Annotated in this window: 22 protein-coding genes; 3 read left to right on the top strand and 19 right to left on the bottom strand. The window is 51.5% G+C overall.

The annotated features are described in order from the left end of the window. Window positions 1-448: 448 nt before the first annotated feature. From DXC51_RS16710 to DXC51_RS16665, 10 genes are all read right to left on the bottom strand, one after another. Complete coding sequence (locus DXC51_RS16710; RefSeq protein WP_243003217.1) at window positions 449-1,906, bottom strand: peptidoglycan D,D-transpeptidase FtsI family protein; 1,458 nt, start codon at window positions 1,904-1,906, stop codon at window positions 449-451. Continuing rightward, entirely contained in the window at window positions 1,848-3,449 is a 1,602-nt protein-coding gene (locus DXC51_RS16705; protein ID WP_243003216.1) for an FtsW/RodA/SpoVE family cell cycle protein, read from the bottom strand. Before DXC51_RS16705 ends, DXC51_RS16710 begins: the two co-directional genes overlap by 59 nt. A 6-nt stretch (window positions 3,450-3,455) precedes the next feature. Then, window positions 3,456-5,780: a peptidase U32 family protein gene (locus DXC51_RS16700; RefSeq protein ID WP_117544963.1), complete on the bottom strand. Its 2,325-nt coding sequence runs from the start codon at window positions 5,778-5,780 to the stop codon at window positions 3,456-3,458. A 129-nt stretch (window positions 5,781-5,909) separates the two neighbouring features. Further along, the gene (gene zapA / locus DXC51_RS16695) at window positions 5,910-6,347 is read right to left on the bottom strand and encodes a cell division protein ZapA (RefSeq protein ID WP_025490012.1); all 438 of its coding nucleotides are present in this window, start codon (window positions 6,345-6,347) and stop codon (window positions 5,910-5,912) included. A gap of 56 nt (window positions 6,348-6,403) precedes the next feature. Further along, window positions 6,404-7,399, bottom strand: a complete 996-nt coding sequence (ruvB, locus tag DXC51_RS16690; RefSeq protein WP_117544962.1) for a Holliday junction branch migration DNA helicase RuvB — start codon at window positions 7,397-7,399, stop codon at window positions 6,404-6,406. 48 nt (window positions 7,400-7,447) lie between these two features. Beyond that, complete coding sequence (gene ruvA, locus DXC51_RS16685; RefSeq protein WP_025490014.1) at window positions 7,448-8,053, bottom strand: Holliday junction branch migration protein RuvA; 606 nt, start codon at window positions 8,051-8,053, stop codon at window positions 7,448-7,450. 76 nt (window positions 8,054-8,129) lie between these two features. After that, the gene (locus DXC51_RS16680; RefSeq protein ID WP_117544961.1) at window positions 8,130-8,624 is read right to left on the bottom strand and encodes a Gx transporter family protein; all 495 of its coding nucleotides are present in this window, start codon (window positions 8,622-8,624) and stop codon (window positions 8,130-8,132) included. Between the two features lie 90 nt (window positions 8,625-8,714). Further along, window positions 8,715-9,107, bottom strand: coding sequence for a NusG domain II-containing protein (locus DXC51_RS16675; protein WP_243003219.1), 393 nt, complete (start codon window positions 9,105-9,107; stop codon window positions 8,715-8,717). A gap of 152 nt (window positions 9,108-9,259) precedes the next feature. Continuing rightward, window positions 9,260-10,111, bottom strand: coding sequence for a tetratricopeptide repeat protein (locus DXC51_RS16670; RefSeq protein WP_117544960.1), 852 nt, complete (start codon window positions 10,109-10,111; stop codon window positions 9,260-9,262). Then, a complete protein-coding gene (locus tag DXC51_RS16665) occupies window positions 10,112-10,783 on the bottom strand; it encodes a hypothetical protein (protein WP_025490018.1) in 672 nt (223 codons plus the stop codon). It abuts the gene before it with no gap. A gap of 244 nt (window positions 10,784-11,027) precedes the next feature. Here DXC51_RS16665 and DXC51_RS16660 point away from each other — a divergent pair, with 244 nt between their 5' ends. Beyond that, window positions 11,028-11,903: a DegV family protein gene (locus tag DXC51_RS16660; protein WP_117544959.1), complete on the top strand. Its 876-nt coding sequence runs from the start codon at window positions 11,028-11,030 to the stop codon at window positions 11,901-11,903. Window positions 11,904-12,045: 142 nt separating this feature from the next. On the opposite strand, the gene leuD is transcribed toward DXC51_RS16660, so the two are convergent. Both leuD and leuC read right to left on the bottom strand, forming a co-directional pair. Beyond that, window positions 12,046-12,537, bottom strand: coding sequence for a 3-isopropylmalate dehydratase small subunit (leuD, locus tag DXC51_RS16655; RefSeq protein ID WP_021637437.1), 492 nt, complete (start codon window positions 12,535-12,537; stop codon window positions 12,046-12,048). A gap of 23 nt (window positions 12,538-12,560) precedes the next feature. Beyond that, window positions 12,561-13,823, bottom strand: a complete 1,263-nt coding sequence (leuC, locus tag DXC51_RS16650; RefSeq protein WP_117544958.1) for a 3-isopropylmalate dehydratase large subunit — start codon at window positions 13,821-13,823, stop codon at window positions 12,561-12,563. Window positions 13,824-14,006: 183 nt separating this feature from the next. Between leuC and DXC51_RS16645 the strand changes: the two genes are divergently transcribed. After that, the gene (locus tag DXC51_RS16645; RefSeq protein WP_102288792.1) at window positions 14,007-14,933 is read left to right on the top strand and encodes a LysR family transcriptional regulator; all 927 of its coding nucleotides are present in this window, start codon (window positions 14,007-14,009) and stop codon (window positions 14,931-14,933) included. Window positions 14,934-15,044: 111 nt separating this feature from the next. Here the strand turns inward: DXC51_RS16645 and ilvC are convergent, their stop codons facing one another. The 6 genes from ilvC to DXC51_RS16615 all read right to left on the bottom strand — a co-directional run bounded on the left by ilvC (window position 15,045) and on the right by DXC51_RS16615 (window position 22,076). After that, on the bottom strand, window positions 15,045-16,109 hold the full coding sequence (gene ilvC, locus DXC51_RS16640) for a ketol-acid reductoisomerase (protein ID WP_081745438.1): 1,065 nt from the start codon (window positions 16,107-16,109) through the stop codon (window positions 15,045-15,047). 111 nt (window positions 16,110-16,220) lie between these two features. Next, the gene (gene ilvN / locus DXC51_RS16635) at window positions 16,221-16,739 is read right to left on the bottom strand and encodes an acetolactate synthase small subunit (protein WP_021637442.1); all 519 of its coding nucleotides are present in this window, start codon (window positions 16,737-16,739) and stop codon (window positions 16,221-16,223) included. Window positions 16,740-16,939: 200 nt separating this feature from the next. Then, window positions 16,940-17,428 carry an acetolactate synthase small subunit gene (gene ilvN / locus DXC51_RS16630; protein WP_021637443.1) on the bottom strand — a complete coding sequence of 163 codons (489 nt, stop codon included), beginning with the start codon at window positions 17,426-17,428 and terminating at the stop codon, window positions 16,940-16,942. Window positions 17,429-17,444: 16 nt separating this feature from the next. Beyond that, entirely contained in the window at window positions 17,445-19,061 is a 1,617-nt protein-coding gene (gene ilvB, locus DXC51_RS16625; protein WP_102288791.1) for a biosynthetic-type acetolactate synthase large subunit, read from the bottom strand. 14 nt (window positions 19,062-19,075) lie between these two features. After that, entirely contained in the window at window positions 19,076-19,606 is a 531-nt protein-coding gene (locus tag DXC51_RS16620) for a hypothetical protein (RefSeq protein ID WP_025490022.1), read from the bottom strand. After that, a complete protein-coding gene (locus DXC51_RS16615; RefSeq protein ID WP_117531747.1) occupies window positions 19,593-22,076 on the bottom strand; it encodes a homocysteine S-methyltransferase family protein in 2,484 nt (827 codons plus the stop codon). Before DXC51_RS16615 ends, DXC51_RS16620 begins: the two co-directional genes overlap by 14 nt. A gap of 289 nt (window positions 22,077-22,365) precedes the next feature. On the opposite strand from DXC51_RS16615, the gene DXC51_RS16610 reads away from it, so the two are divergent. Then, window positions 22,366-22,941 carry a hypothetical protein gene (locus tag DXC51_RS16610; protein ID WP_025490023.1) on the top strand — a complete coding sequence of 192 codons (576 nt, stop codon included), beginning with the start codon at window positions 22,366-22,368 and terminating at the stop codon, window positions 22,939-22,941. A gap of 88 nt (window positions 22,942-23,029) precedes the next feature. Here DXC51_RS16610 and DXC51_RS16605 read toward each other — a convergent pair whose 3' ends face one another. Beyond that, window positions 23,030-23,509 (bottom strand): pyridoxamine 5'-phosphate oxidase family protein, encoded by a 480-nt coding sequence (locus DXC51_RS16605; RefSeq protein WP_025490024.1) that lies wholly within the window; start codon window positions 23,507-23,509, stop codon window positions 23,030-23,032. Window positions 23,510-23,516: the final 7 nt, after the last annotated feature.

The raw sequence follows: 23,516 nt of genomic DNA, 5'->3' as shown, positions 1-23,516 counted from the left end.
CTATATTTAAAATATACCCAAAATATGTAACTACATCCGTCTCCCTTAATTAACTGAAATTCCTTCAATTTCGCTGTCCTTGTCCTTCATACCGCCTGCCGAGGGGTGCCGCTGTCTGTTTTTGCTTCCGGGCCCGGCATACGCTCCGGGGTGGCTGTGGGACGTGGGGGGATTTTTCTGCTCCATTGGAAAAAACGGAGATGTTTCTTATTGCTTCAAAACGGCAGAACCCTGTCGCCCTTAGCGGCTTGTCTGACGAACGCAGCCGGCCAAAGGCCGCTGTGTGAGGAGTTCAGCCGCGTTGACAGGATTCTGCCGTTTTGGAGCAATTAGAAACACCCCGTTTTTGAGACTGGAGCAGAAAAATCCCCCCACGTCCCACAGCCGCCCCGGAGCGTATACCGGGCCCGGAAGCAAAAACAGACAGCGGCACCCCCACCCACCCCCATCAAAAACCGGCGTTGAAGTAGGCGTCGAAGATTCTTTTGGCTATGGGGACGGCGTAGTCGCTGCCGGATCCGATGCCTTCTATGATGACGGTAACGGCGATTTCCGGGTGGTCGGCGGGGGCGAAGCCGGTGAACCAGGCGTGGGAATCGGCTTTGTTCTGGTTGAATTCAGCGGAACCGGTTTTGCCTGCGGCTGTGTAAGTAAGGCCTGAGAGGCGGGAGGCGGTGCCCTCTTCCACCACGTCGGTCATCAGGCCGCGCAGTGCGGCGGCTTCTTCAGAAGTCATGAGGCGGCGGTACTGCTGTGCCTGGAATTGTTTGATGATTTTACCGTCCGCGCTTTCAATGCGTTCCATTTCGTAGGGGCGCATCAGAAGTCCGTCGTTGGCTATGGCGGAGGTTATCATGCATAAATGCAGAGGGGTGATCTGGGTCTTGCCCTGGCCTATGACGGTCTGTATGAGATCCTCGTCACCGCTGTCGGCGGTTAGCTGGATGTGGCTTTTGGAGTAGGGAATGTCAATGGGAAGCTCCTGGTTAAAGAGGAGATCCTGCATAGTGGAAACAAAGCTTTGTTTATCCAGCGTCATACCGATATTGGCGAAGGAGGCATTGCAGGACTTGGCAAAGGAGCGTTCAAAGGAAACCTGGCCATGTTTGCTTCCGTGGAAGCAGCGGATGGTGTTCTCTCCATGGGTATAGCTGCCGTTGCACTGGTAGGTGTAATTGGGCCAGGTATTCGGATTTTCACGGATGTATTCCAGTGAAGTCACGATTTTAAAGGTGGAGCCTGGCGGATATACGCCCTGGGAGGCTCTGTTCAGCAGGCTGGAATTTTCGGTGTCCGCTGTGACTTCGTCCCAGATTCCGGCGATTTCATTGGGATTAAAATCCGGTTTGGAAACCATGGCAAGTATTTTCCCGGTATCGGGTTCCATGACCACAATTGCGCCCTCATATATGCCCATCGCTTTATAGGCAACCTCCTGAAGCCCGGTGTCCAGGGTAGTATAGAGGTTGTTTCCCGGATTCTTTTTGCCGGAGGCGGAGTTGCCGGCCTGCTGGGCTACAGTGGCCGAGGTGTTGATCAGGTAGTAGTTGGCCAGGCTTTCCAGCCCGGTTTTTCCTTTGTCGGAATAGCCTACGATATGGGCAAACATGTTGTCATAGGGATAATTGCGGACTTCTTTTCCCGATTCATCCCTGATTGTCTGTGCAAGGATTTCTCCGTCCGCAGAATAAATGGTGCCGCGGGTGTTTTTCGTTGCAAGGACAGCCTGCCGGCTGTTGTAGCTGTTATTGAACAGGGCTTCGGAATTGGAGGTGACATAGGTGCACAGATAGATAATAAGGCCCGCAAAAAGGCAGCAGAAAAAAGCTGCTGTGCCGATCAGGTTTCTATTTGCCCTTCGGATATTGTATATTTTTTCTTCCGTTCCAAGGCGCTTCCTCTTCATCGTCCCAGTAGATTTCTTTTTCCGGGCCGTTGCGGTAGTCTTCTTCAAAGTCGTCTTCTTCGTACTCATCTTCATTCCAGCCTTCTTCTTCATAATCCCCGTCTTCCATATATTCGTCATCCACTGCATCATTTTCCATATCGCTGTAATCCTGATAGTCTTCTTCTATATAGTCTTCCTCATACGGCTCTTCCCCGACGCCGCTCCCATCATACGCCTTTCTGCGTCTGCGGTCTTCTTTTTCCCATTCGTCCTGTTCCCTGAGCCAGATTCCCTGCATGATGGAAAAAAGGATCAGGGTGGTCATGACGCTGCTTCCTCCATAGCTGACCAGAGGAAGAGTCACGCCGGTCAGCGGGATGAATTTGGTACCGCCCCCGATGGTGAGGAAAATCTGAAAAATATACATTACGCCGAAGCCCGAAGCAATCAGGCGGAAAAAGGGATCTGAGGAATAAAGGGCAATTTTTAGAATCATAAAAAAACAGGAAATACATATGAAAATCAGGCAGATGGAAAAAATGATTCCCAGTTCTTCCGTCACCGCGGCAAAAATAAAGTCGGTCTCCACATAAGGGATGTCCTTCGGCGTACCCTGGCCGATTCCGAGGCCGAACCAGCTTCCCCGGGACATGGCAAAGAGCGACTGGGTGATCTGGTAGCCCTGGTTGTCAATTACGCTCCAGGGATCCTTCCAGGCCTGTACTCTGACCTGCACGTGCCTGAATATCAGGAAAGCCAGATAGGAAGCCACACCTCCGGCGCCGGCCCCGGCCAGCAGATATCGGTATTTTCCGGTGGCAAAGAAAACCAGGAATACATAGGCGGCGAAAAAAATCAGGGCGCTGCCCAGATCCCTGGAGGCCACAAGGATCAGAATGTGAGCCGCGGCAACCGCGCCGCTGAGGGCCACATTTTTAAAGGAGGAATCCTCCCAGAGTATGGCGGCCATGCAGAACAGGAACAGGATTTTCACAAATTCCGAGGGCTGGAAGGTGATTCCTCCCAGGGAAAAGAACAGCTTGGAGCCATGCGTCACCTGCCCTAATATGAGCACAGCGCCGATGGCAATAATACCTGCCCCGGCATAGGCCCAGGTCAGTTTTTTCCAGAAGCGGCATCTGCGGATAAACAGTGGGACCGCCAGGGCGACGGCCAGGGAAACGGCCGAGATAAGCAGCTGTTTTCCGGCTTTGTGCAGATCCAGTCGGGTCAATATCACAAAACCGGTCCCCAGCAGCAGACACATATGATTCACCAGCAGCCGGTTGATTCCCGGATAAATCATGGAAAACATCATCATGGCAGTAAAAATGGCTATCTGGGACATGGCATAAAAGAACAGATAATCCACATCGCCTTTTTCCACGCATATGGTCAGAAATGCGGCAAACTGAATGACAAATATGAAGGCACTCTGCAGGTTGTCATATTTTTTCCGGCCTGTTTCCGTGCAGAATACCCGAAAAAAAGAAAGCACTGTATAAAGTATCATGAACAGAGTGATTATGTATTTGGAGTAAACAATGATGTATTGTTCCATACCCTGTTATTCGGCTCCTTTTTTAAAGTGTCCGGTGGTAAATTTCCAGTTCACCTGCCTGTTGATAAGCTCTGACGCCTCCGCACTGCGGGTGGTGCAAAGGCGGTGAAAAATTGACATGCGCTCCGCCGTCTGTGCTCCGCTTTCCTCCAGGAAATCCAGGCGGACCGCTTCGGCGCCGCTTTCCGCGATTTCTCCCAGATATGCATGAAGGGAAAGGGGAACGGAATTGTAAATGATATTGTAGCAGTAAGCACAGTCTGTTTCCACGGGGAACTCCGCCTGGTATCTGTCAAGCAGACGGTATTCCTGCATATCCGCCTGTTTTAAGGCTTTGTCTGAATGCAGAACTTCACAAGATGTCCCGGCCGTTGTTTTTCCCCGGCGGCTTTCCGTCTCCTTCAGACAGCTTCCCGCGGTTTTACGGATACAATTTGCCGTTACCATCATGGGAATCCTGCCGTAAACGAGAATCTCCTGCCCTTTCTTTGGCAGCGCATAAATACCTTTGCGGTTCAGCTCCAGCGGCGCGCAGTAGGTATCCATTTTATCCGCCCAGAAGCCATAGGTTTCACGGTTCCACAGATACAGCCTGTGTTCCAGGGCAACACCGCCCTTCCAGTCCTTTTCGTACAGCCACTGCCGTCCGGATAAAGATGCCGCCTGCACGCCGTCAAATAATCCGGTACCCAGGGCGGCAGACAGACGTTCCAGCCTGGCTTCATCCTGTTTACGGAGAATAACGGGGAGGGAAAGATACAGTTCTGCTCCCGGAAATTCATTTTTCATGTCTTTTAAAGCAGCTTCCCAGTCTCCCCGGAGGAAGGTATGGGGAAGGTACAGCCTGCCCGCCCCTTCCTTCAGACAGCTGTATGCCTGGGATATGGTTTTTACAGATGCATGCACGGAAAGCGGACCGTGGGGAATCCCGCTCCCTTTTTGTGTATTTTCCGAAACCGCGGCCGCACAGGATGGTATCCCCTTTGCTGTTGAAGGTGCGTCCGTCCGGCACTTATTTGCTGTTCTTACCGGGCCGTTTTCCTGTGCTGTTTTCTGCTTCAGAAGATCCAGCACCTGACGTCTTGCTTCATTCAGTGCTTTGACAGGCAAAAATGCGTTGTCCGCCATATCCAGCCGGATATCCTCTGCCCGGAAGCCGCTTCCGCCGGTTCTGCGCAGCTGCTTTTCCACGTCCTCACGGCTTAGCGGCCGTTTGGAGGCAGTCTGTACCTCCTGTCCTTCCACGGAAACTGCCGCAGGAATATCTTTCCCGGCCAGCGCCGCCTTCAGGCGCAGGGGCCGGCCAGGGTGAAGGCTGGCCTCCAGTATTACGGAAACAGTAAGCTCCGGTTCCAGAATGCCGGAACGGATATTTTGCAGAACCGCTTCATCACAGCCCGCATAGCCAGGCTGATCCAGTGTTATCATTTCCCTGCCGTTATGTCTGTGATAATAACCGCCGCTGATTTCACTGCGGATATAGAGGGAAGATAATATATGCATATCGGCTGCAGATACTTTTCCCGCTCCATCCGGACTGTCCAGGCAGGCGTCAATTCTGCGGCGGTAGACACTGGTTACGCCTGCCACATATTCCGGTTTTTTCATACGGCCTTCGATTTTAAAGGAATCAATGCCTGCTTTTATCAGCTCAGGGATAAATTCTATCGTGCACATATCCTTCAGGCTCAGCGGATAGCATTCCTGTCCGTTCTGTCCGGGCAGGATCCGGTAGGGCTGCCGGCAGGGCTGGGCGCACCGGCCGCGGTTCCCGCTTCTGCCGCCCAGAAGGCTGCTGAAAAGGCACTGGCCGGAATAGCAATAGCACATGGCTCCATGGATAAACGCTTCCACCTCCATGCCGCTTTCCCGGCACAGCGCTTCTATTTCCCCAAGGGTCAGCTCTCTTGCCGGAACGACACGGCAGACGCCCAGCTGCTTCAGGAATTCGGCGCCCCGCACATCCGTAACGGTCATCTGTGTACTGGCATGAAGCTCCAGTCCAGGAAAAAGGGTACCCAACAGAGACAGCGCCCCGATATCCTGCACGATTACGCCATCCAGCCCCGCTTCATAAAACGGGCCGATAAAATCCTCCAGCTCCCCTATTTCATTTTGCTTAAGCAGCGTATTTACGGTAAGATAGAGCCTTTTCCCATAAAAATGCGCCTCCTTCAGGGCATCCTCCACCTCTGTGTCACTGAAGTTTCCGGCATAGGCCCTGGCCCCGAACCTCTGTCCTCCTATATATACGGCATCCGCGCCGGCCTTCAGCGCCGCCTGAAAACAGGTATAGTCCCCGGCAGGCGCAAGTAATTCCGGTTTTTTCATAATATCCCTTCCTTCTTTCGCTTTGCTTTACCGGCATCTGCAAAGTTGACAAACGCAGCCTGCCGGGTTAACAGGATAGAAAAAGGCTGTCCTGCTAAAGACAGCCTTTGTATATACCATTTATGAAGCTTAATTCCTCTGATGGGAATCACTGCTTCCTTTTTTCTTATTATCTGCCAGCTCCGTTTCCAGGCGTATGATTTTCTTGGAGCTTTCATTCAGATCACGCTGCAGGCCTTTCATGGATTTCTCCGTGTTTTCCAGCTTGATCTGGGAAGCGATCAGTTCATGCTTCAAATCATAAAGTTCCTTTTCCTTAGCCTGGATATCTTCCTCAAGCAATGCTATCTGCTTCCTGGCCTTGAAATAATCATCCGCAATGTTGAGCTGAAGCAGAACGCTCTGCCTTTCAATCGGCTGTTTCCGGAAGCTGTCCAGCTTGCCGTATTCCGTCATTTTATTATTGATGTAGGAAGCGACCTTCTGCAGGTATTCCTCACTCTCGTAACCGCTCAGAGTAAAGACCTTCCCGCCTATGATTACTTCCGTATCTGTCTTAACGGCCATAGATTAGCTCCTTTATACAATACCCGATATTTATATAAAATCTATTATAGATCAAACTACTGCGGAATTTCAAGTCCCAAATGCTGATAAGCCAGTCCGGTCACCACTCTTCCTCTGGGTGTGCGGTTGATAAAGCCGTTTTTCAGAAGATACGGCTCGTAGACTTCTTCGATGGTGCCTGCATCTTCCCCGATGGCCGCCGCCAGCGTATCCAGCCCCACCGGGCCGCCGCTGAATTTATAAATCATGGTGTCCAGCATGTTCCGATCCACATGATCCAGCCCCATTTTATCCACATCCAGAAGATCCAGCGCCTGATTTGCCACCTCCTGTGTAATTACGCCGTTAAAGCGTACCTGGGCGAAATCACGGACTCTTTTAAGCAGACGATTGGCAAGGCGCGGCGTTCCACGGCTTCTTCTTGCCAGCTCCCTGGCGCCGCCCTCATCGATTTCCACATCCAGTATCCTGGCGGAATGACGGATGATGGATTTGAGTTCCTCCACCGTGTAGAATTCCAGCCTGTGGATGACCCCGAAGCGGTCACGCAGGGGCGCTGTCAGCAAGCCGGCCCTTGTCGTTGCCCCCACCAGGGTGAAATGCGGCAGATCAAGGCGGATGGAACGGGCGGAGGCGCTTTTTCCAATCATAATGTCAATGGCATAATCCTCCATGGCGGGATAAAGCACTTCCTCCACCTGCCGGTTCAGGCGGTGTATTTCATCCACAAACAGCAGGTCGCCCTCCTGAAGATTGTTCAGGATTGCAGCCATTTCCCCGGGCTTTTCAATTGCCGGGCCGCTGGTTACCTTCATATTGACACCCATTTCATTGGCGATAATGCCTGCCAGCGTGGTTTTGCCCAGGCCGGGCGGCCCGTAAAGCAGAACATGATCCAGCGCGTCTCCGCGTTGTCTGGCCGCCTCAATGTAAACCTTCAGGTTTTCCTTGGCCTTTTCCTGGCCGATATAATCATCCAGGGTCTGGGGACGCAGCGTCCCTTCGATCCGGATGTCCTCTTCCGTAATGTTTGTTTCAATGACTCTCGGCATGTAATCCTCCATGCAGCTGTAAGCCGCTGTGCAGCCGCAGCGCGGCCCTTAAATAATATGTTTTAATGCTGCCTTCAGCAGAGCTTCCACATCCATGGCTTCCGCATTTTCCACCTGTTTTACAGCGCGCAGCGCTTCTGTGGCGGAATAGCCCAAAGCGGTCAGCGCTTCCACCGCTTCGTTCCGGGTATCCGTAAGTCCGGAGAAATTCTCCGCATAAGCGGCGCTCTCCCTGGAAACGAAGGTGTCCTCCAGGGAAACCTTATCCTTCAGATCGAGGATGACCCGCTGTGCCGTCTTGGCTCCGATACCTGGCGCCTTCGCAATTGTTTTGGCATCCTGGGACAGAACCGCCATGCGGATATCATCCGCGCTGAGCACGGAGAGTACGGCAAGTCCCCCCTTGGGGCCGATGCCGTTGACAGTAATGAGGAGACGGAACATGTCCAGGTCATCCCTTGTAAGAAATCCGTACAGCTGAAAGGAATCCTCCCTGACGCAGGTATAGGTATGTATTTTTATCTCTTCCCCGATTCCCGGAAGGCTGGAATGGAGGCTGGAGGGAATTTTTATATTAAAACCGATATGGTTGACCTCCAGGACCAGGTTATCTTCTGAAATATCGGCGATTTTGCCTACTAAATATGCAAACATGCAAACTCCTGTCCGCGCCGGAAGGCGCTTTTTTCATTCATTATCCGTTCGGTTCCTTCACAGCTGCAGGCAGTCTTTATAAATCACTTCTCCAGGCCGGCAGGCGCTTCATCACCTGTCCCGCCGTCAGTCCGAGGCACAGGCCGGTAATACAGCCTGAGATGAGCAGAAACGGCAGATAATATATGGTCTGGTACGTCTGCACCACAAGCATGGCCACCACAAGCTGAGCACAGTTATGGGCTGTCCCTCCCGCCACACTCACTCCGGTTATGGAAAAACAGGGAAGCCTTTTGATCGCCAACATGACAAGAAAGCTCACCAGGGCGCCTGAAAGGCTGTAAAGAACGGCAGATAGATTTCCAAATAAAAAGCCGCCAAGGAATACCCTCGCAACATTTACTGTCAGAGCTTCTTTATTCCCAAAACGGTACATGGTAATCAGCACCGCCAGATTCGGAAGCCCCAGCTTCATTCCGGGGACGCCGAAGGGAAGCGGGATCAAAGCTTCCACATAACCCAGGATCAGCGCGAAGGCAAGCAGCATACTGAGCAAAGCTGTTTTTTTCATGTCTGCCCCCATCTGCGCGCAGGGCGCGCATGTGATTAAAGCCGCATGCAATTCAGGGAGGCCGGAACCTGTTTACGCCGGCCTGCCCCTTTAGTCCAACATGGCATCCGGCGCGGAAGAATCCGTTTCTGCACGGCCTTCTATCGTTATGACCAGCTTATGAGGCAGGCAGATGATGCTTTCCCCGCTGCGGCTGATTGCCCCCTGCCTGACACAGAGCCTGTCCGGACAGTCAGCGTCCTCCAGACGGACACTGCCCCCTTCTATTACCAACAGATTCTCGTTGCCGGAAGCATCCTTCAGCAAAAGCCTGGTATCCTCCGAAAGAGGAAGGCGCTCCTCCACTACTCCGTCACGGCTGACCACTACCCAGCCGTCTCCCGGCCCTGTAGTAAAATGCCTGACCAGCAGAACCCCTGCAAGAACCAGTATAGCCGCTGTCAGCAGAAAATCTGCCTTCGTCATTATAGCATGTTCGAACATATGTTTCAAGAAGCATCTTCTCCTTTATGAACACAGTAATTGCGCAAAGTTACTGTTCAAACAGGACAGCGCATTCAGCTGCGCAGGCCAGCGCTTTGCGCTGACCGTAAGAAAGTGATTCAGGATTGCCAAAATCCATCGCAAAAGGCGATTCAGGATGGGTTTTGGCAATCACTGTGAAGCAATTGAACAATTGCAGCACAGTTTTCCCGAAGCAGTCTCGTGCCCTCCGACTCACCGAAGGTGGAGGCGCTGACGGAAGCCGCCTTTTCATAAAAGGCAAGGGCTGTTTCATAATCCTCACGGCGGAAGGCGGCCTCACCCAGTCCGGAAAGTGCCGCGGAGTAATGGGCACAGTGCAGCTCTTCCCCGTCTTCTGCCTCGCCGGGCAAATTTCCGGAAGCCTCGTAAAGAGACAATGCCAGCTTCAGCAGTTCTTCCCCTTCTTCGTATTTTTCCTGTTTAAAACGCAGCAGAGCGGCGCTTGTCAGCAGATCGGCCCGCTGTTCCTTCTCTTCCGGCTTATTCTCCAGTATGGAGGCCGCCTTTTCCAGCAGCATCGCCGCCTCTTCAAATTCATTGCGGCTTTCCAGAAGCATGCTCATATTCTGATAAAGACGTATAAACCTTATATCCCCGCCGGACAGAGCCTGCTCATATATTTTCAGGGCGCGCACATCATAACGGTAAGCCTCCTCGTCCCGTCCGGCCGCCTGGCAGACAGCAGCCACATTGATCATGACCGTGGCAAAATGCTCCGTTTCCTCCAGCTGCAGTTCTTCCATTAAAAGAAGAATATCCTCAGACAGGTTCAGCGCCTTCTCAAACTGGCCGGTTTCCCTGTAAAAATCCAGAAGTTCATTTCCAATGGTAATATATATCCCGTAATTCTTCAATTCTGAGGCGTTTTCCATGCAGCCGGTAAGAAAAGGCTCCACCTTATCCCATTCACGCCGTTCAATCAGTCCGTTCAGCTGCGCAAATATTCCATCAATCGTCATCATTTATTCTTCTTCCTCCGTAATCAGTGTCCATCCCAGGCCGGCATCGTAGGCCATGCAATTCCAGATAATTTCTCCGTCCTCATCCAGAAGCGGCGAGTCGTCCGCTCCGTCCACCGGAACCTCATACAGAAGATCAATACACCGATCCCTCTCCACATCAACGGCCCTGGCATAAAACAGATATTCCACGCTGGGTTTGTTTCCCAGATTCAGTGGCAGGAACCATTCCTTATCCTCAGGAGAGGGGAAAACAAACGCTGCCAAGGGGCCGTCCTCCGTCTGCTCTTCGGATCCAGCCTTTTCTTCCTCCGGCCCCCGCCCCTCTTCCAGCTCTGCTTTCAGGGATGCTTCGATGGCCTCTTCCGGAATCACCTCCGGCCGGCGGAAAAGCTCCTCCCGCAGCTCCTGGCAGAATTCATTATCGGCAAGGATCACCAGATTCTCCCACTTGCTTTTAAATTCCTGAAGCTCGGTATTGTGCGCTTCCAGCTCCGCCTTCTCCTTTGTCAGACTGCTGACACTGGCCCTGGCGGATACCAGCCGGCCTGCAATTTCCTTTTTCTCACTTCGTTCCGTATAAATGACAAAAGCCTCCACCAGCATCGCTCCCAGCAGTACCGCAACCGTAATATATGTGATAACCTTGGCAAAAACATCTTCTTTAAAATTCATTCAGGCAATCAGTCCTTCCTTTTCAAAAAACAATATTTCCTTCCTATTTTACACCATCTTGCCATAAAAGTCATTGAAAAAATTGCGGTAGCTGTAAAGGACTGAACGGCGACAAATGCGTGCATTGACAGAATCGCCGGAAAAAGCTATAATTACTGTGTTTTGAAATTCAAAGCTTTTGAAAATCAAAGGTAACTGTATCGTTAAAAACAGCTGCCAGAAAGATAACAGGAGGGGTTTACCCATGCAGAAGTATGAAATTACCACTGATTCCAATTCCGATTTACCTGTTTCCTACGCGGAAAAGTTTCAGACCGTCATCATCCCGCAGTATTATGCCTTTGGGGAAGAGGTATACGGTGATGAAAAACATATGCCTCCGGCAGAATTTTATGAACGCATGAAAAAAGGAGAGCTGCCCTCTTCCATGGCCAATAATCCGGCGGTGATCCGGGAAAAATTCGAACGTATTTTGAAAGACGGCAATGACATCCTGCATATTGCCTTTTCCTCCGCATTGAGCGGCAGCTACAACAATGTTTATGTAACCGCCCAGGAGCTGTGTGAAGAATATCCTGACCGCAAAATTGTGGTTCTGGATTCCCTGAATGTTTCCCTGGCGGAAACCATTCTTGTAATTAAGGCAAATCAGCTGCGGAAGGAAGGAAAGACTCTGGAGGAAAACGCGGCTTATCTGGAGGAATATAAGAAGCATCTGCATGTGCAGTTTACCGTGGATGATCTGTTTCATTTAAAAAGAGGCGGCAGGATCTCCGGTGCCGCTGCCGCAGTGGGAACCGCGCTGAACCTGAAGCCTTTCCTTTATGTGGGCAGGGAAGGGACCCTGGTTTCCGATGGGACTACCCGCGGCAGGAAAAAATCCATCCGCACCCTGGCGGAGCGCGTGGCAAAAACCCTGGGTGATGCGCCCGACCGCACGGTTCCTGTAGGCATCGTCCATGGAAACTGCCCTGAGGACGCCGGACTGGCGGCGGAATTCGTAAAGGAACTGACCGGGATCGAGGATATTATTATTAATGATATCAGTCCCAGCATCGGAACGCACGCCGGTCCCGGAGCACTGGGAATTCTCTATTATGGAGAGGAAAAGAAAAACTGAAATCCGTCCGGAAACGCCGTTTCCTATAACAGACTGCTATTTTCCTGGACATAAAAGGAGCGCAGCTTCGGCCCACCGGCCAGCTGCGCTCCTTTTATGATGGCGGCAGAAACGTCTCCTGCGAAACCCTCTCCGCTTCTTTTTACTGCTTGTTATTGATATAATTAACAAGTCCTTCCGCATCTATAATTTTCTGCATGAATTCAGGGAAGGCCTGCCCCTGGTAGGAGGTTCCCTTTGTCACATCCGTGATGACGCCGGAATCAAAATCCACCTCTACTTCATCTCCTGCCTCAATCGCTTTGGAGGCTTCCGGGCATTCGATGATGGGAAGGCCGATATTAATGGCATTCCTGTAGAAAATACGGGCAAAGGTTTCTGCGATAACGCAGCTTACGCCCGCCGCTTTAATGGCTATCGGGGCATGCTCCCTGGAAGAGCCGCAGCCGAAGTTCTTTTCCGCAACAATGATATCGCCTTTTTTCACATTTTTAATAAAATCCTTATCGATGTCTTCCATACAATGCGTAGCCAGCTCCGCCGGATCGGAGGAATTCAGGTAACGGGCAGGAATGATTACATCGGTATCTACATTATCGCCATATTTGAATACGGTTCCTTTTGCATTTTTCATTTCTCTAATCTCCTTTGCTTACTTTACAGCTGGCAGGGGCAGGAAATCTTTCCTGTCACAGCGCTTGCCGCAGCTACGGCCGGGCTTGCCAGATAGACCTCGGAATCCACATGGCCCATACGTCCCACGAAATTTCGGTTGGTGGTGGATACGCATCTTTCACCGGCTGCCAGGATTCCCATATAGCCTCCAAGGCAGGGACCGCAGGTAGGTGTGCTCACAACCGCGCCCGCTTCGATGAATATTTTCAGAAGGCCCTCTTCCATCGCCTGAAGATAAATAGCCTGTGTGGCGGGAATGATGATGCAGCGCATGCCGGAAGCCACATGGCGGCCCTTAAGGACCTCTGCGGCACAGCGCAGGTCGCCGATACGTCCGTTGGTACAGGAACCGATAACTACCTGATCTATTTTCACATCCTCTGTGATCTCGTCGATGGTTTTCGTGTTTTCAGGCAGATGAGGGAATGCGATAGTCGGACGCAGAGCGCCTAAGTCGATGGTATATTCCTCATCATAAACGGCATCTTCATCCGCTTCATAAACCACCGGTGTCTTCATGGAGTGCTCCTTCATATAAAGCAGCGCCTGATCATCCACCGGGAAAATACCGTTCTTTCCGCCGGCTTCAATAGCCATATTGGCAATGGTAAAACGGTCGTCCATGGTCAGGCTGGCAATTCCGTCTCCCACAAATTCCATGGATTTGTAAAGAGCGCCGTCCACGCCGATCATACCAATAATATGTAAAATCACATCCTTGCCGCTCACCCATTGGGAAAGCTTTCCGGTAAGGTTAAAACGGATGGCTCCGGGCACCTTGAACCATGCTTTTCCTGTGGCCATGCCGGCAGCCATGTCCGTGCTTCCAACGCCTGTGGAAAATGCGCCCAGCGCGCCGTAGGTACAGGTATGGGAGTCCGCGCCAATAACTACGTCGCCAGCCACTACCAGGCCTTTTTCCGGAAGAAGGGCATGTTCAATTCCCATTTCCCCCACTTCAAAATAATTGGTAATCTGGTTGCGGTAAGCAAATTCCCTGACGCATTTGCAGTGTTCCGCTGATTTGATATCCTTGTTGGGTACAAAATGATCCGGTACCAAAGCGATTTTGTCTTTGTCAAAAACGCCGTCCACCTTCATTTTTTCCATTTCCTTAATAGCTACGGGACTGGTAATATCATTGCCAAGCACCAGATCCAGATCCGCCTCGATCAGCTGGCCTGCTTCCACTCTTTCCAGGCCGGCATGGGCTGCCAGAATCTTCTGTGTCATTGTCATTCCCATAATTTTTCTTTCCTCCGTTTCTGCTGTTTTGCCAGCATCTGTACAGGCCGCTCCCGGGCCGTTCGATAAATTTAGTGTATCATAACCCTGGCCTCAGGGAAAATACTTTTCTTTCATGTTTACTATAATTACAAGTTATAGTATAATTTCATAAAATACAGTGTAGTTATAGGAGTTGGTTCAATGGAACAGAATCTGAATTTATACCATATTTTTTATACGGTGGCCAAATGCCGGAATATATCCGGGGCGGCACGGCAGCTTTTTATCAGCCAGCCGGCCATCAGCAAAGCGATTTCCCGTCTGGAGCAGAATCTGAACACCACTCTGTTTCTGCGTTCCTCCAGAGGGGTCAGACTGACGGAAACAGGGGAAATCCTTTTCCGGCAGGTGGAAAGCGCCTTCGACGCCATCTGCCAGGGGGAGGAACAGCTCCGAAAGGTGCAGGAGTTGGGAATGGGCCATCTTTCCATCGGCGTAAGCTCAACTTTGTGCAAATATGTACTGCTTCCCTATCTCAGCCGTTTTACCAGGGAAAATCCGCATATCCAAATCTCCATTTCCTGCCAGTCCACTTATCAGACCATGGAGGCGTTGGAAAAAGGGACGGTGGATATCGGGCTTATCGGGGAGAATGAGCGGATGGAAAAGCTTGTTTTTTATCCGGTGCAGGAAATTGAAGATATTTTTGTCTGCACAAGGCGTTATCTGGAAAACCTGTGCAAAAGGGTATCTTTTCCCGGAAAGCCGTCGGCAGGGGATTTGATTTCCCATGCGACGCTGATGCTTCTTGACAAGGAAAATATTACCCGACAGTATATGGACAAGTATCTGTTCAGTGAAGGAATCAGCGCCGCGCAGATACTGGAAGTGACCTCCATGGATCTTCTGATTGATTTTGCAAAAATCGATTTGGGAATCGCCTGTGTCATTGAAAGCTTTGTGCGGGAGGAGCTGGAAAGCGGAAGGCTGATACGGCTGGCGATGCCGGTATCCGTGCCCGTCAGGAAGGTGGGGTTTGCCTACATAAAAAATGCGGCCTTTTCGTCTACTGCCGGGAAGTTCATGGATTTCTACATGGAATGCTGTGAAGGAAATGGGAAGTTATGATTAGACTAAAAAAGAGACTGGGGAATGTATCTAACCGCAGTCTCTTTTTGTGTGTAAATGTTATTATGTAAGCAAATCCGGCCCGAAAGAGGGGGGATTGTTTACGGGGTTTTAGTTTTCGATCAGTTTGTTGGTGTCGTTCCAGCTGTAGAGTTTGCGGAGTTCTGCACCGGTTTTTTCGAGCTGGTGGGAGGCTTCTTTTTTCTTCATGGCATTGAAGTGAGGGCAGCCTACCTGGTTCTCAAGGAGCCATTCTTTTGCGAAGGAGCCGTCCTGGATGTCGGAAAGGACTTTCTTCATGGCTTTCTTGGTGTCTTCTGTTACAATCTTAGGGCCGGTGATGTAGTCGCCGTATTCTGCGGTGTTGGAGATGGAATATCTCATTCCGGCAAAGCCGCTTTCGTAGATCAGGTCAACGATCAGCTTCATTTCATGGATGCATTCGAAGTATGCGCTTTCGGGTTCGTAGCCTGCTTCTACCAGTGTTTCGAAGCCTGCTTTCATCAGCGCGCATACGCCGCCGCACAGCACTGCCTGCTCGCCGAACAGGTCGGTTTCGGTCTCTTCACGGAAGGTGGTCTGGAGAACGCCGGCTCTTGCTCCGCCGATTCCCAGCGCGTATGCCAGTGCCAGGTCATGTGCCTTTCCTGTGGCATCCTGCTGTACTGCGATCAGGCAGGGAACGCCTTTTCCGGCCTGGTATTCGCTTCTTACGGTATGTCCGGGTCCCTTGGGTGCGATCATGGCAACGTCAATATCTGCCGGAGGCTTAATCTGTCCGAAGTGGATGGCAAAACCATGTGCGAACATAAGCATCATGCCGGGTCTTAAGTTGGGTTCGATGGATTCTTTGTAAAGTGCGCCCTGCTTCTCATCGTTGATCAGAATCATGATGATGTCGGCTTTCTTTGCAGCTTCTGCAGCTGTATATACGGTAAGTCCCTGTGCCTCTGCTTTCGCCCAGGATCTGGAACCTTCATAAAGTCCTACAATGACGTTACAGCCAGACTCCTTCAGATTCAGGGCATGTGCATGGCCCTGGCTGCCGTAACCGATTACTGCGATTGTTTTATCCTGTAATAAAGACAGGTCACAATCTTCCTGATAATAAATCTTTGCCATTTTTCTTTCCTCCATTTTGTTTGAATGACTATATAACTGAAAGGCCGCAGCGATGGCTGTACCTCAGAGTCCTGTTATGCTTCGGGCGCAGCGCGTCCGGTATTGTGTGTTGCTGTCCGGTAATTCCTCCGCCGTCCGGCGGAAGGGACTGTTAAAACATGAAAATCAGACGATGGAGCAGTAATCTTCCAGGTAAACCACATTCCCGGTTCCGCGTCCCAGGCCTGCGATGCCTGTTCTTGCCAGCTCCAGGATTTCGTAATTGCTCAGAAGATTGATGCAGGCGTCCACCTTGCTCTGGTTGCCTGTGATCTCCACAATCAGGCTTTCCTGGCCCACATCAATAATGTTGGCGCGGAATATGTTGGTGATGGCTATGACGTCCTGCCGCTTTTCGGCGCTGACCTTGACCTTTATCAGCGCAAGCTCGCGGTAAACGCTTTCTTCGGGCTTCAGTTCCCTGATGTCCCGTACATCCACCAGCTTGGAAACCTGCTTCTCAATCTGTTCCAGGATCTCATCATCGCCTTTGGCGACAATGGTGATTCTGGTAATTCTGGGATCGGCAGTTTCACCTGCCGTTATGCTTTCAATATTGTAGCCGCGTCTGGAGAACAGGCCGGATATCCGGCTCAGAACACCCGATGTATTATCTACAAGCAGCTGAAACACTTTTTTACGCATTTATGTACCACGCCCCTCTTTGTCCGAAGGCCCGAAGGCCCGTCCGGTGCTGTCTTTTCAAACTATTCTAGCAACATTTCCAACCCTTGTCAACGTATGATAGTCAGTCATACTTTTTATAACCTCTGGTTATGGTTATATTAAAATACTGAAAAATACGTTATACAAGCAACGGTATCCTATGTGTACGGAACGCCGTTTTAAATGTCATTTTCCAGGCATTTGGGAAGGGCCAGGGTTCCGGTGCGGGCTACCTCCACGATGCTGATGGACTGGAGCATTGTGAGGAAGAGCTGCACTCTTTCCGGGGTGTCGCATATCTGGATAAGCATCATGTGCTTGGACATGTCCACGATGGACGCATGCATGATAGCGCAGTTTTCCATAATATCCTTACGGTTGTTGCGGTTGTACTTTACCTTGACAAGCATCAGTTCGCGGCTGATGCTTGACGTTTCGTCAAAGGTCTTTACCTTGATGACATCCAGCTTTTTATTCAGCTGCTTCTCGATCTGTTCAATGGTCCGCTGGTCGCCGCTGCTGACAATTGTCATGCAGGATACAGCCGGGTCATCCGTCTCTCCTACCGCAAGGGAATTGATATTAAAGCATCTTCTGGAAAACAGGCCCGCCACCTTGCACAGGACACCGGATCTGTTTTCAACAAGAACAGAGTATATTTTTTTCATTCCGCCACCTCCATGATTATTTTACCAGATCCATCGGGTCTATCATGCATTCCATAAGATAAGAGCAGTCATCCTTCAGGAAGGCGTCCAGCGCCCCGTCAATTTCTTCATTGCGGCTGACCCTGATAAAAGGAATATCATAGGCCTCCGCCAGCTTATCCAGATGGGGCGTTCCCGCAATGTCAACCACCGAGTACCTGTCTTTATAGGAGTAATGCTGATATTCCCTTACCATGCCCAGATAGTTGTTGCGAAGGACCACTATTTTCACCGGGATATGGTACTGCTGGATGGTTGCCAGCTCCATCATGGACATCTGGAAGGAGCCGTCGCCGCATACAGCGATTACCTGCTTGCTCATGTCGCCCAGCTTTGCGCCCATGGCGGCCGGAATGGAATACCCCATGGTGCCCATGCCGCCGGAGGTGAGGAAACGGCCTTCCCTGACCACATGGAAAGCGCAGGACCAGATCTGGTTCTGGCCCACATCAGCCACATAGACGCCGTCAGGCTTCATTTTTTCTGAAATGCGGTGAATCAGCGCTTCCGGATCCACATAGTCCGGATTGGGCTTCCGAAACTGCTTCATGCTGCTTTTGTAGCCCTCCAGGGTATGGAGCCATTCTTCATGCTCGCAGTCAATTTCCTGTTTTTCAAAATCTTCAAAAATGTATCTGGCATCTCCTACCAATGGAATGGTGGGACCGGCATTTTTGCCGATTTCAGCCGGATCAACATCAATATGTACCAGAACCTTGTCATGGGTGATCAGGTCGGGCTGGTTCACGGAACGGTCCGCCACACGGGCGCCTACCATAATGAGCAGGTCCGATTCATTCATGGCGCGGTTGGCATAGGATTTTCCGTTATTTCCCACCATGCCGAAATACATGGGATGCTCCGTGGGCATAACGCCGATGCCCATCATGGTGGAAACCACGGGGATCCGGAACTTTTCGGAGAATCTGCGAAGCTCTTCGCAGGCGCCGCTGAGGGTAACACCGCCGCCGGCATAGATCAGAGGGCGTTTTGCCTTTTCCAGCTCACGGATAACCTTCTTGATCTGCACCGCATGGCCCTTGACCGTAGGCTTGTAGGTTCTCATATTCACTTCATCCGGATAACGGAATTTGGAGATTTGGGCATTCTGGATATCAATGGGGACGTCAATGAGGACAGGCCCCTTTCTTCCGGTATTTGCCACATAAAAGGCTTCCTTGAAAATTCTGGGAATATCATTCACATCCCGGACAAGGTAGCTGTATTTTACAAAGGATTCCGCCGCGCCCGTAATATCGGCCTCCTGGAACACATCGCTGCCAAGCAGCTCGCTGTTCACCTGTCCGGTAATGCAGACCAGGGGTATGCTGTCTGCAAAGGCTGTTGCAATGCCGGTGATCAGATTGGTCGCCCCGGGGCCTGAGGTCACGGCGCATACGCCCACCTGGCCGGTCACTCGCGCCAGGCCGCTGGCCGCATGGGCCGCATTCTGTTCCGTCCTGATTAAAACAGTACTGATTTCAGAATCCAGAATGCTGTTATAAAAAGGGCAGATTGCCACACCGGGATAACCAAATACTTCCTTTATCCCTTCCAACTCCAGACACTTTACTATCGCATCCGCACCATTCATCTTCTATCCCTCCATTATTTTCTAAATTTGCCGAAAAACTCCGCCAGCGGAGCTATGACATCATTCAAATCGGAAATTGCCTCATTCAGGCTTTCAATGTCCATCTGGTCCACCTTCTTCATGGTCTGCTCCACTGCCAGGCTGCTGGAATCCACCAGGGAATTGACATTGTCGGCCACATCCCCCAGTTCATCCAGCGCATCCTCCGCCATAGTCAGCGCCGTCGAGGCCTGCTCCAGAGTTCCTGAGGCCTGCTCCAGCGCCCTGGTCAGCCCGGGAAGCACACTGGCCACAAATAGGAGGACAAGCGCTGCCAGAACCAGATTGGAAACCGCAAATATGCGGGTGAAAAACAGCTGCTTTTTCTGTAAGGCCGTCCGTTTTTCATCGGATTCCTTCAGCTGCTCCATCAGCTGCCTCACGGCCAGCTCAGTTCCGTCAGCCTCCCAGAGCTCGTCATGCTGGCTGTCATGGGGAAGATCATCCCACAGCTCTTCCTTTGGTCCTTCCTGCTCCCTTACTGCCTCTTTTTCATTCATTTCCATAGGTGCCTCCCATTCCCTCCCGGATACCCAGAAGGCGTCTGGCCAGTCTCACCGCATCCGCGGCGTCCCGGGCATAACCGTCCGCATGGATTTCGTCCGCATATTCCTGCGTAATGACCGCGCCGCCGATAATGATTTTGGCATCCAGGCCTTCTGCACGGGCCAGCTCTATCACGTGTCTCATTTCCTGCATCGTGGTGGTCATCAGCGCTGACAGGCCGATGATGGAGGCGTGATTTTCCCTGGCGGCGCGGACGATGGTTTCCTTGGGAACATCCTTGCCCAGGTCAATGACCTGAAAGCCGTAATTTTTAAGCATGAGAGCCACCAGATTCTTGCCGATGTCATGGATATCGCCTTCCACCGTGGCTATGACCACAACAGGCATCTGCTCCCGCGCGCCTCCTGCCGAAAGCAGGGGCTCGAGAATGCCGATTGACAGCTTCATGGCTTCCGCGCTGGAAATCAGCTGCGGCAGGAAATATTTTCCCTTATCGAAAAGCTCTCCTACCTGATTGATGGCAGGGATCAGGCAGTTATCCAGCAGTTCCTTAGCCGGAAGCCCTGCATCCAGCGCCCGGCGGGTAATCTGCCCAATGCCGCTCCGGTTTCCTTTAAGAACTGCGTTATAGACATCGGAGGAGGGGGAAGCTTCTGCGGGCTGCGCCGCTTTTGTTTCCTTTGAGACGGCCTTTGCGGGCGCTGCCTGGGCGCTGACGCCTGTGCAGGAGGCCGCGTACTCGATATAACGCAGATCGCTGCCTTCCTTGTGAAGAAGCATATCCGATGCAAAAGCGCTGGCAACAAGCAGCTCCGAAGAAGGATTGGCAATCGCCATTGTAAGCCCTGCCTGGATTGCCATCGTCAGAAAGACGCTGTTTACATAGGCTCTCTGAGGCAGGCCGAAGGATATATTGGAAAGCCCGCATACGGTCGCCAGCTGTTTTTCCCTGCAGTAACGGATGGTTTCCAGGGTTTCCAGCGCCGCATTGGGATTGGCTCCTACTGTTGTGACCAGGCCATCCACAATGATATCTTCCTTCGTAAGTCCGCAGTCAATGGCCCGCTCCAGAATTTTACCGATAATGTCCTTCTTTTCCTGCAGGCTTTCGGGTAGTCCCGCGTCGGATAAAGGAAGAAGGATAAACATGGCGCCGTATTTTTTTGCCATGGGAATCAGCTTTTCGAACTTTTCCGTTTCCAGGGAAATGGAATTGATAAGCGCCCTTCCGGGATAACGGCGCAGCGCAGCTTCTATTACGTCAATATGGCTGGAATCGATGGAAAGAGGCAGCTGGCTGACTCCCGCCACCTCCTCCATGGCTTTCAGCATCATTTCCTTTTCGTCAATACCGCTCATGCCCATGTTGACATCGAGAATGGAAGCACCGCCCTCCTCCTGTTCCTGGGCAAACCTGGTTACCATTTCAAAGCTGCCCTCACGGAGCTCGGCCTGAAGCATTTTTTTGCCGGTGGGATTAATTCGTTCTCCTATGATAAGAAAGGGATCCTTCAGCCCGAAGGCAACCGTCCTGCGTTCGGAGGCCAGGAAGCGGGTTCCTTCCGGCCGGCGGCCGGTCCCGGCCGGCTTTACGGCATGGAAAGCTTTATGCAGGGCGGCGATATGCGCGGGTGTCGTTCCGCAGCAGCCACCGATAATGGAAGCGCCGGCTTCACATACCTCCCGCATTTCCCCTGCAAATTCCTCCGCCTGCATGCTGTAGACCGTCTTTCCCTCCGCATCCAGGGAAGGGAGTCCTGCATTGGGCTTGGCAATCACGGGAACCCTGGTCACGGAAGCCATACTGCGTATGATCCGGGCCATCTGGCCGGGGCCTGTAGAACAGTTCGCGCCTATCGCATCGGCTCCCAGGCTTTCCAGCACCACAGCGGCGGTTGCCGCGTCCGTACCGTACAGGCTCCTTCCGTCGCCTTCAAAGGTCATGGTGACCATGACCGGAAGATCCGGGCAGGTCTCTTTGGCGGCGATAAGGGCGGCCCTGGATTCCTGCAGGCTCATCATGGTTTCCACAACAAGCAGATCCACGCCAGCCTCTTCCAGAAGGATTATCTGTTCTTTGTAAACTGCAATCAGCTCTTCCAGCTCCATGCTTCCTATGGGGGCCAGCTGTTCGCCGGTCATGGTCAGATCTCCGGCAACCAGCGCCCTGCCGGACGCAGCTTTTCTGGAAACAGCTACCAGTTTATGGTTCACCTGCCGTATCTGCTCCTCCATGCCGTATTCCCTGAGCTTGCACCGGTTGGCCGTAAATGTCGGCGCATATAAAATATCAGTCCCCGCTTCCACATATTCCTTCTGCAGGCCAATGAGGACATCTTCATTTTCCATTATCCATTTTTCCGGACAGACCCCGGCGGGCATGCCTCTCGTGATAAGGTTGGAGCCTGTGGCACCGTCCAGAAAAACCATTTTTTCCTTTACAAAATCTCTGAATTCCTGTTTTGTCATCCTTTTTTCTCCATTTACAAATATGTAACATTCTAACATGAAAATAAACAAAAGAAAAGCGTCACCTTCGTTACTGGTCACTCCGTGACCAGTAACTGCATAAATCCATTAAAAATCGCCTGCGGCGATGGGATTTATGCACTCTTGAATCACGTTCTTACGTACTGTGCAGTAAATGCACAGTACTGAGTGAACAGTAACTCACCTTCTCCGCCTTTATCATACCCTTGATTTCAGGCTCGGAATATGGTAAGTTGAATAGGAACATAACCGGAAAGGTACGATAGTGATGATAAAAACAGGAAAGACAGGCCTCCTGGCCGCCGCGCTTCTGGCTGCCGCACTGCTTGCGGGCTGCGGAAAGAATGCGGAGCTGGATAAATTTCATACGGAAATGGAAAATTTTACCCAACAGGCGAACGAAACCTTTGATGTGCTAAATAATATTGATCCGGAATCTGATACCGCGATGGAGGATATGCTAACCGCACTTGACGATCTGGCGGCGGAATTCAATACGCTGGCGGAGATTGAGGTGCCCAGGCAGTTTTCCGCAATAGAGAACCTCGCTGACGAGGCGGGGGACAATATGTCCCAGGCGGCAAGCCTGTACCGGGAAGCCTATGGCGGAGAAGAATATAACGAAAATGTGGCCGCTGCCGCCGCTGAATATTATAACAGGGCAATAAAGCGGATCAATTATATCTCAGAGATTCTGCAGGGAGAGATGCCTACGGATGATTCCATAGTTATTACTACGGAAAACGATGCGCCTGGCTTTAAAGAGGATGCCGGAGAAGGGGGAACGCAAACGGGTGATACCGGCGCCGAAGGCGGTGAGGACGGAACCCCGGCTGCGGAATAACTATCTGAAGCTCCATGGAGTATGGAAACAGAAAAAACAAAAAGTCTTTCAGTGCTTTCGCATTGAAGGACTTTTTTTAACGGTCATTTTATCTGTTTTCCCTGCAGGTCAGTTCTGTTACCTCCAGTTTGAATATACAGGCATTCTCCGGCAGAGAGTTTTGGTCTTCCGCGAATTTTCCGGGAATGTAATGGGCCAGGATATGCTTCAGCGCAGTCCTCTTCTCTTCCTCCCCATTTAAAAAGACAGGCCTTCCGCAGCCGAAGGCGGAGCTGTAAAGCATGGTATATTCACTTCCTCCCACCGGCAGCATGCAGTGGTTGGCATCCATCTGAAAGGTTATTTCCTCCGCTGCTTCCTCTGCTGCCTTTATCAGGGCCGTCTTCTTTTCATCCAGCCTGCTCTGGAAATAAAAAGTGAACTTACCGTTAAGGAAAGTATAACCAAAGCAGAGAGGCACAATATACGCCCTGTTTCCGTCAACAAGCCCCAGACGGCAGGTGTCGCAGCTGTCCACGGTCTTTAAAATACCAGCAAGCTCCCGGACTTCTTTTTCTTTTTGTATCATTTTCAAT

The organism is Eisenbergiella massiliensis (genome assembly GCF_003435485.1).
Note: the sequence above shows the minus strand (reverse complement) of the source record. Positions and strands in the feature narration are given on the sequence as shown.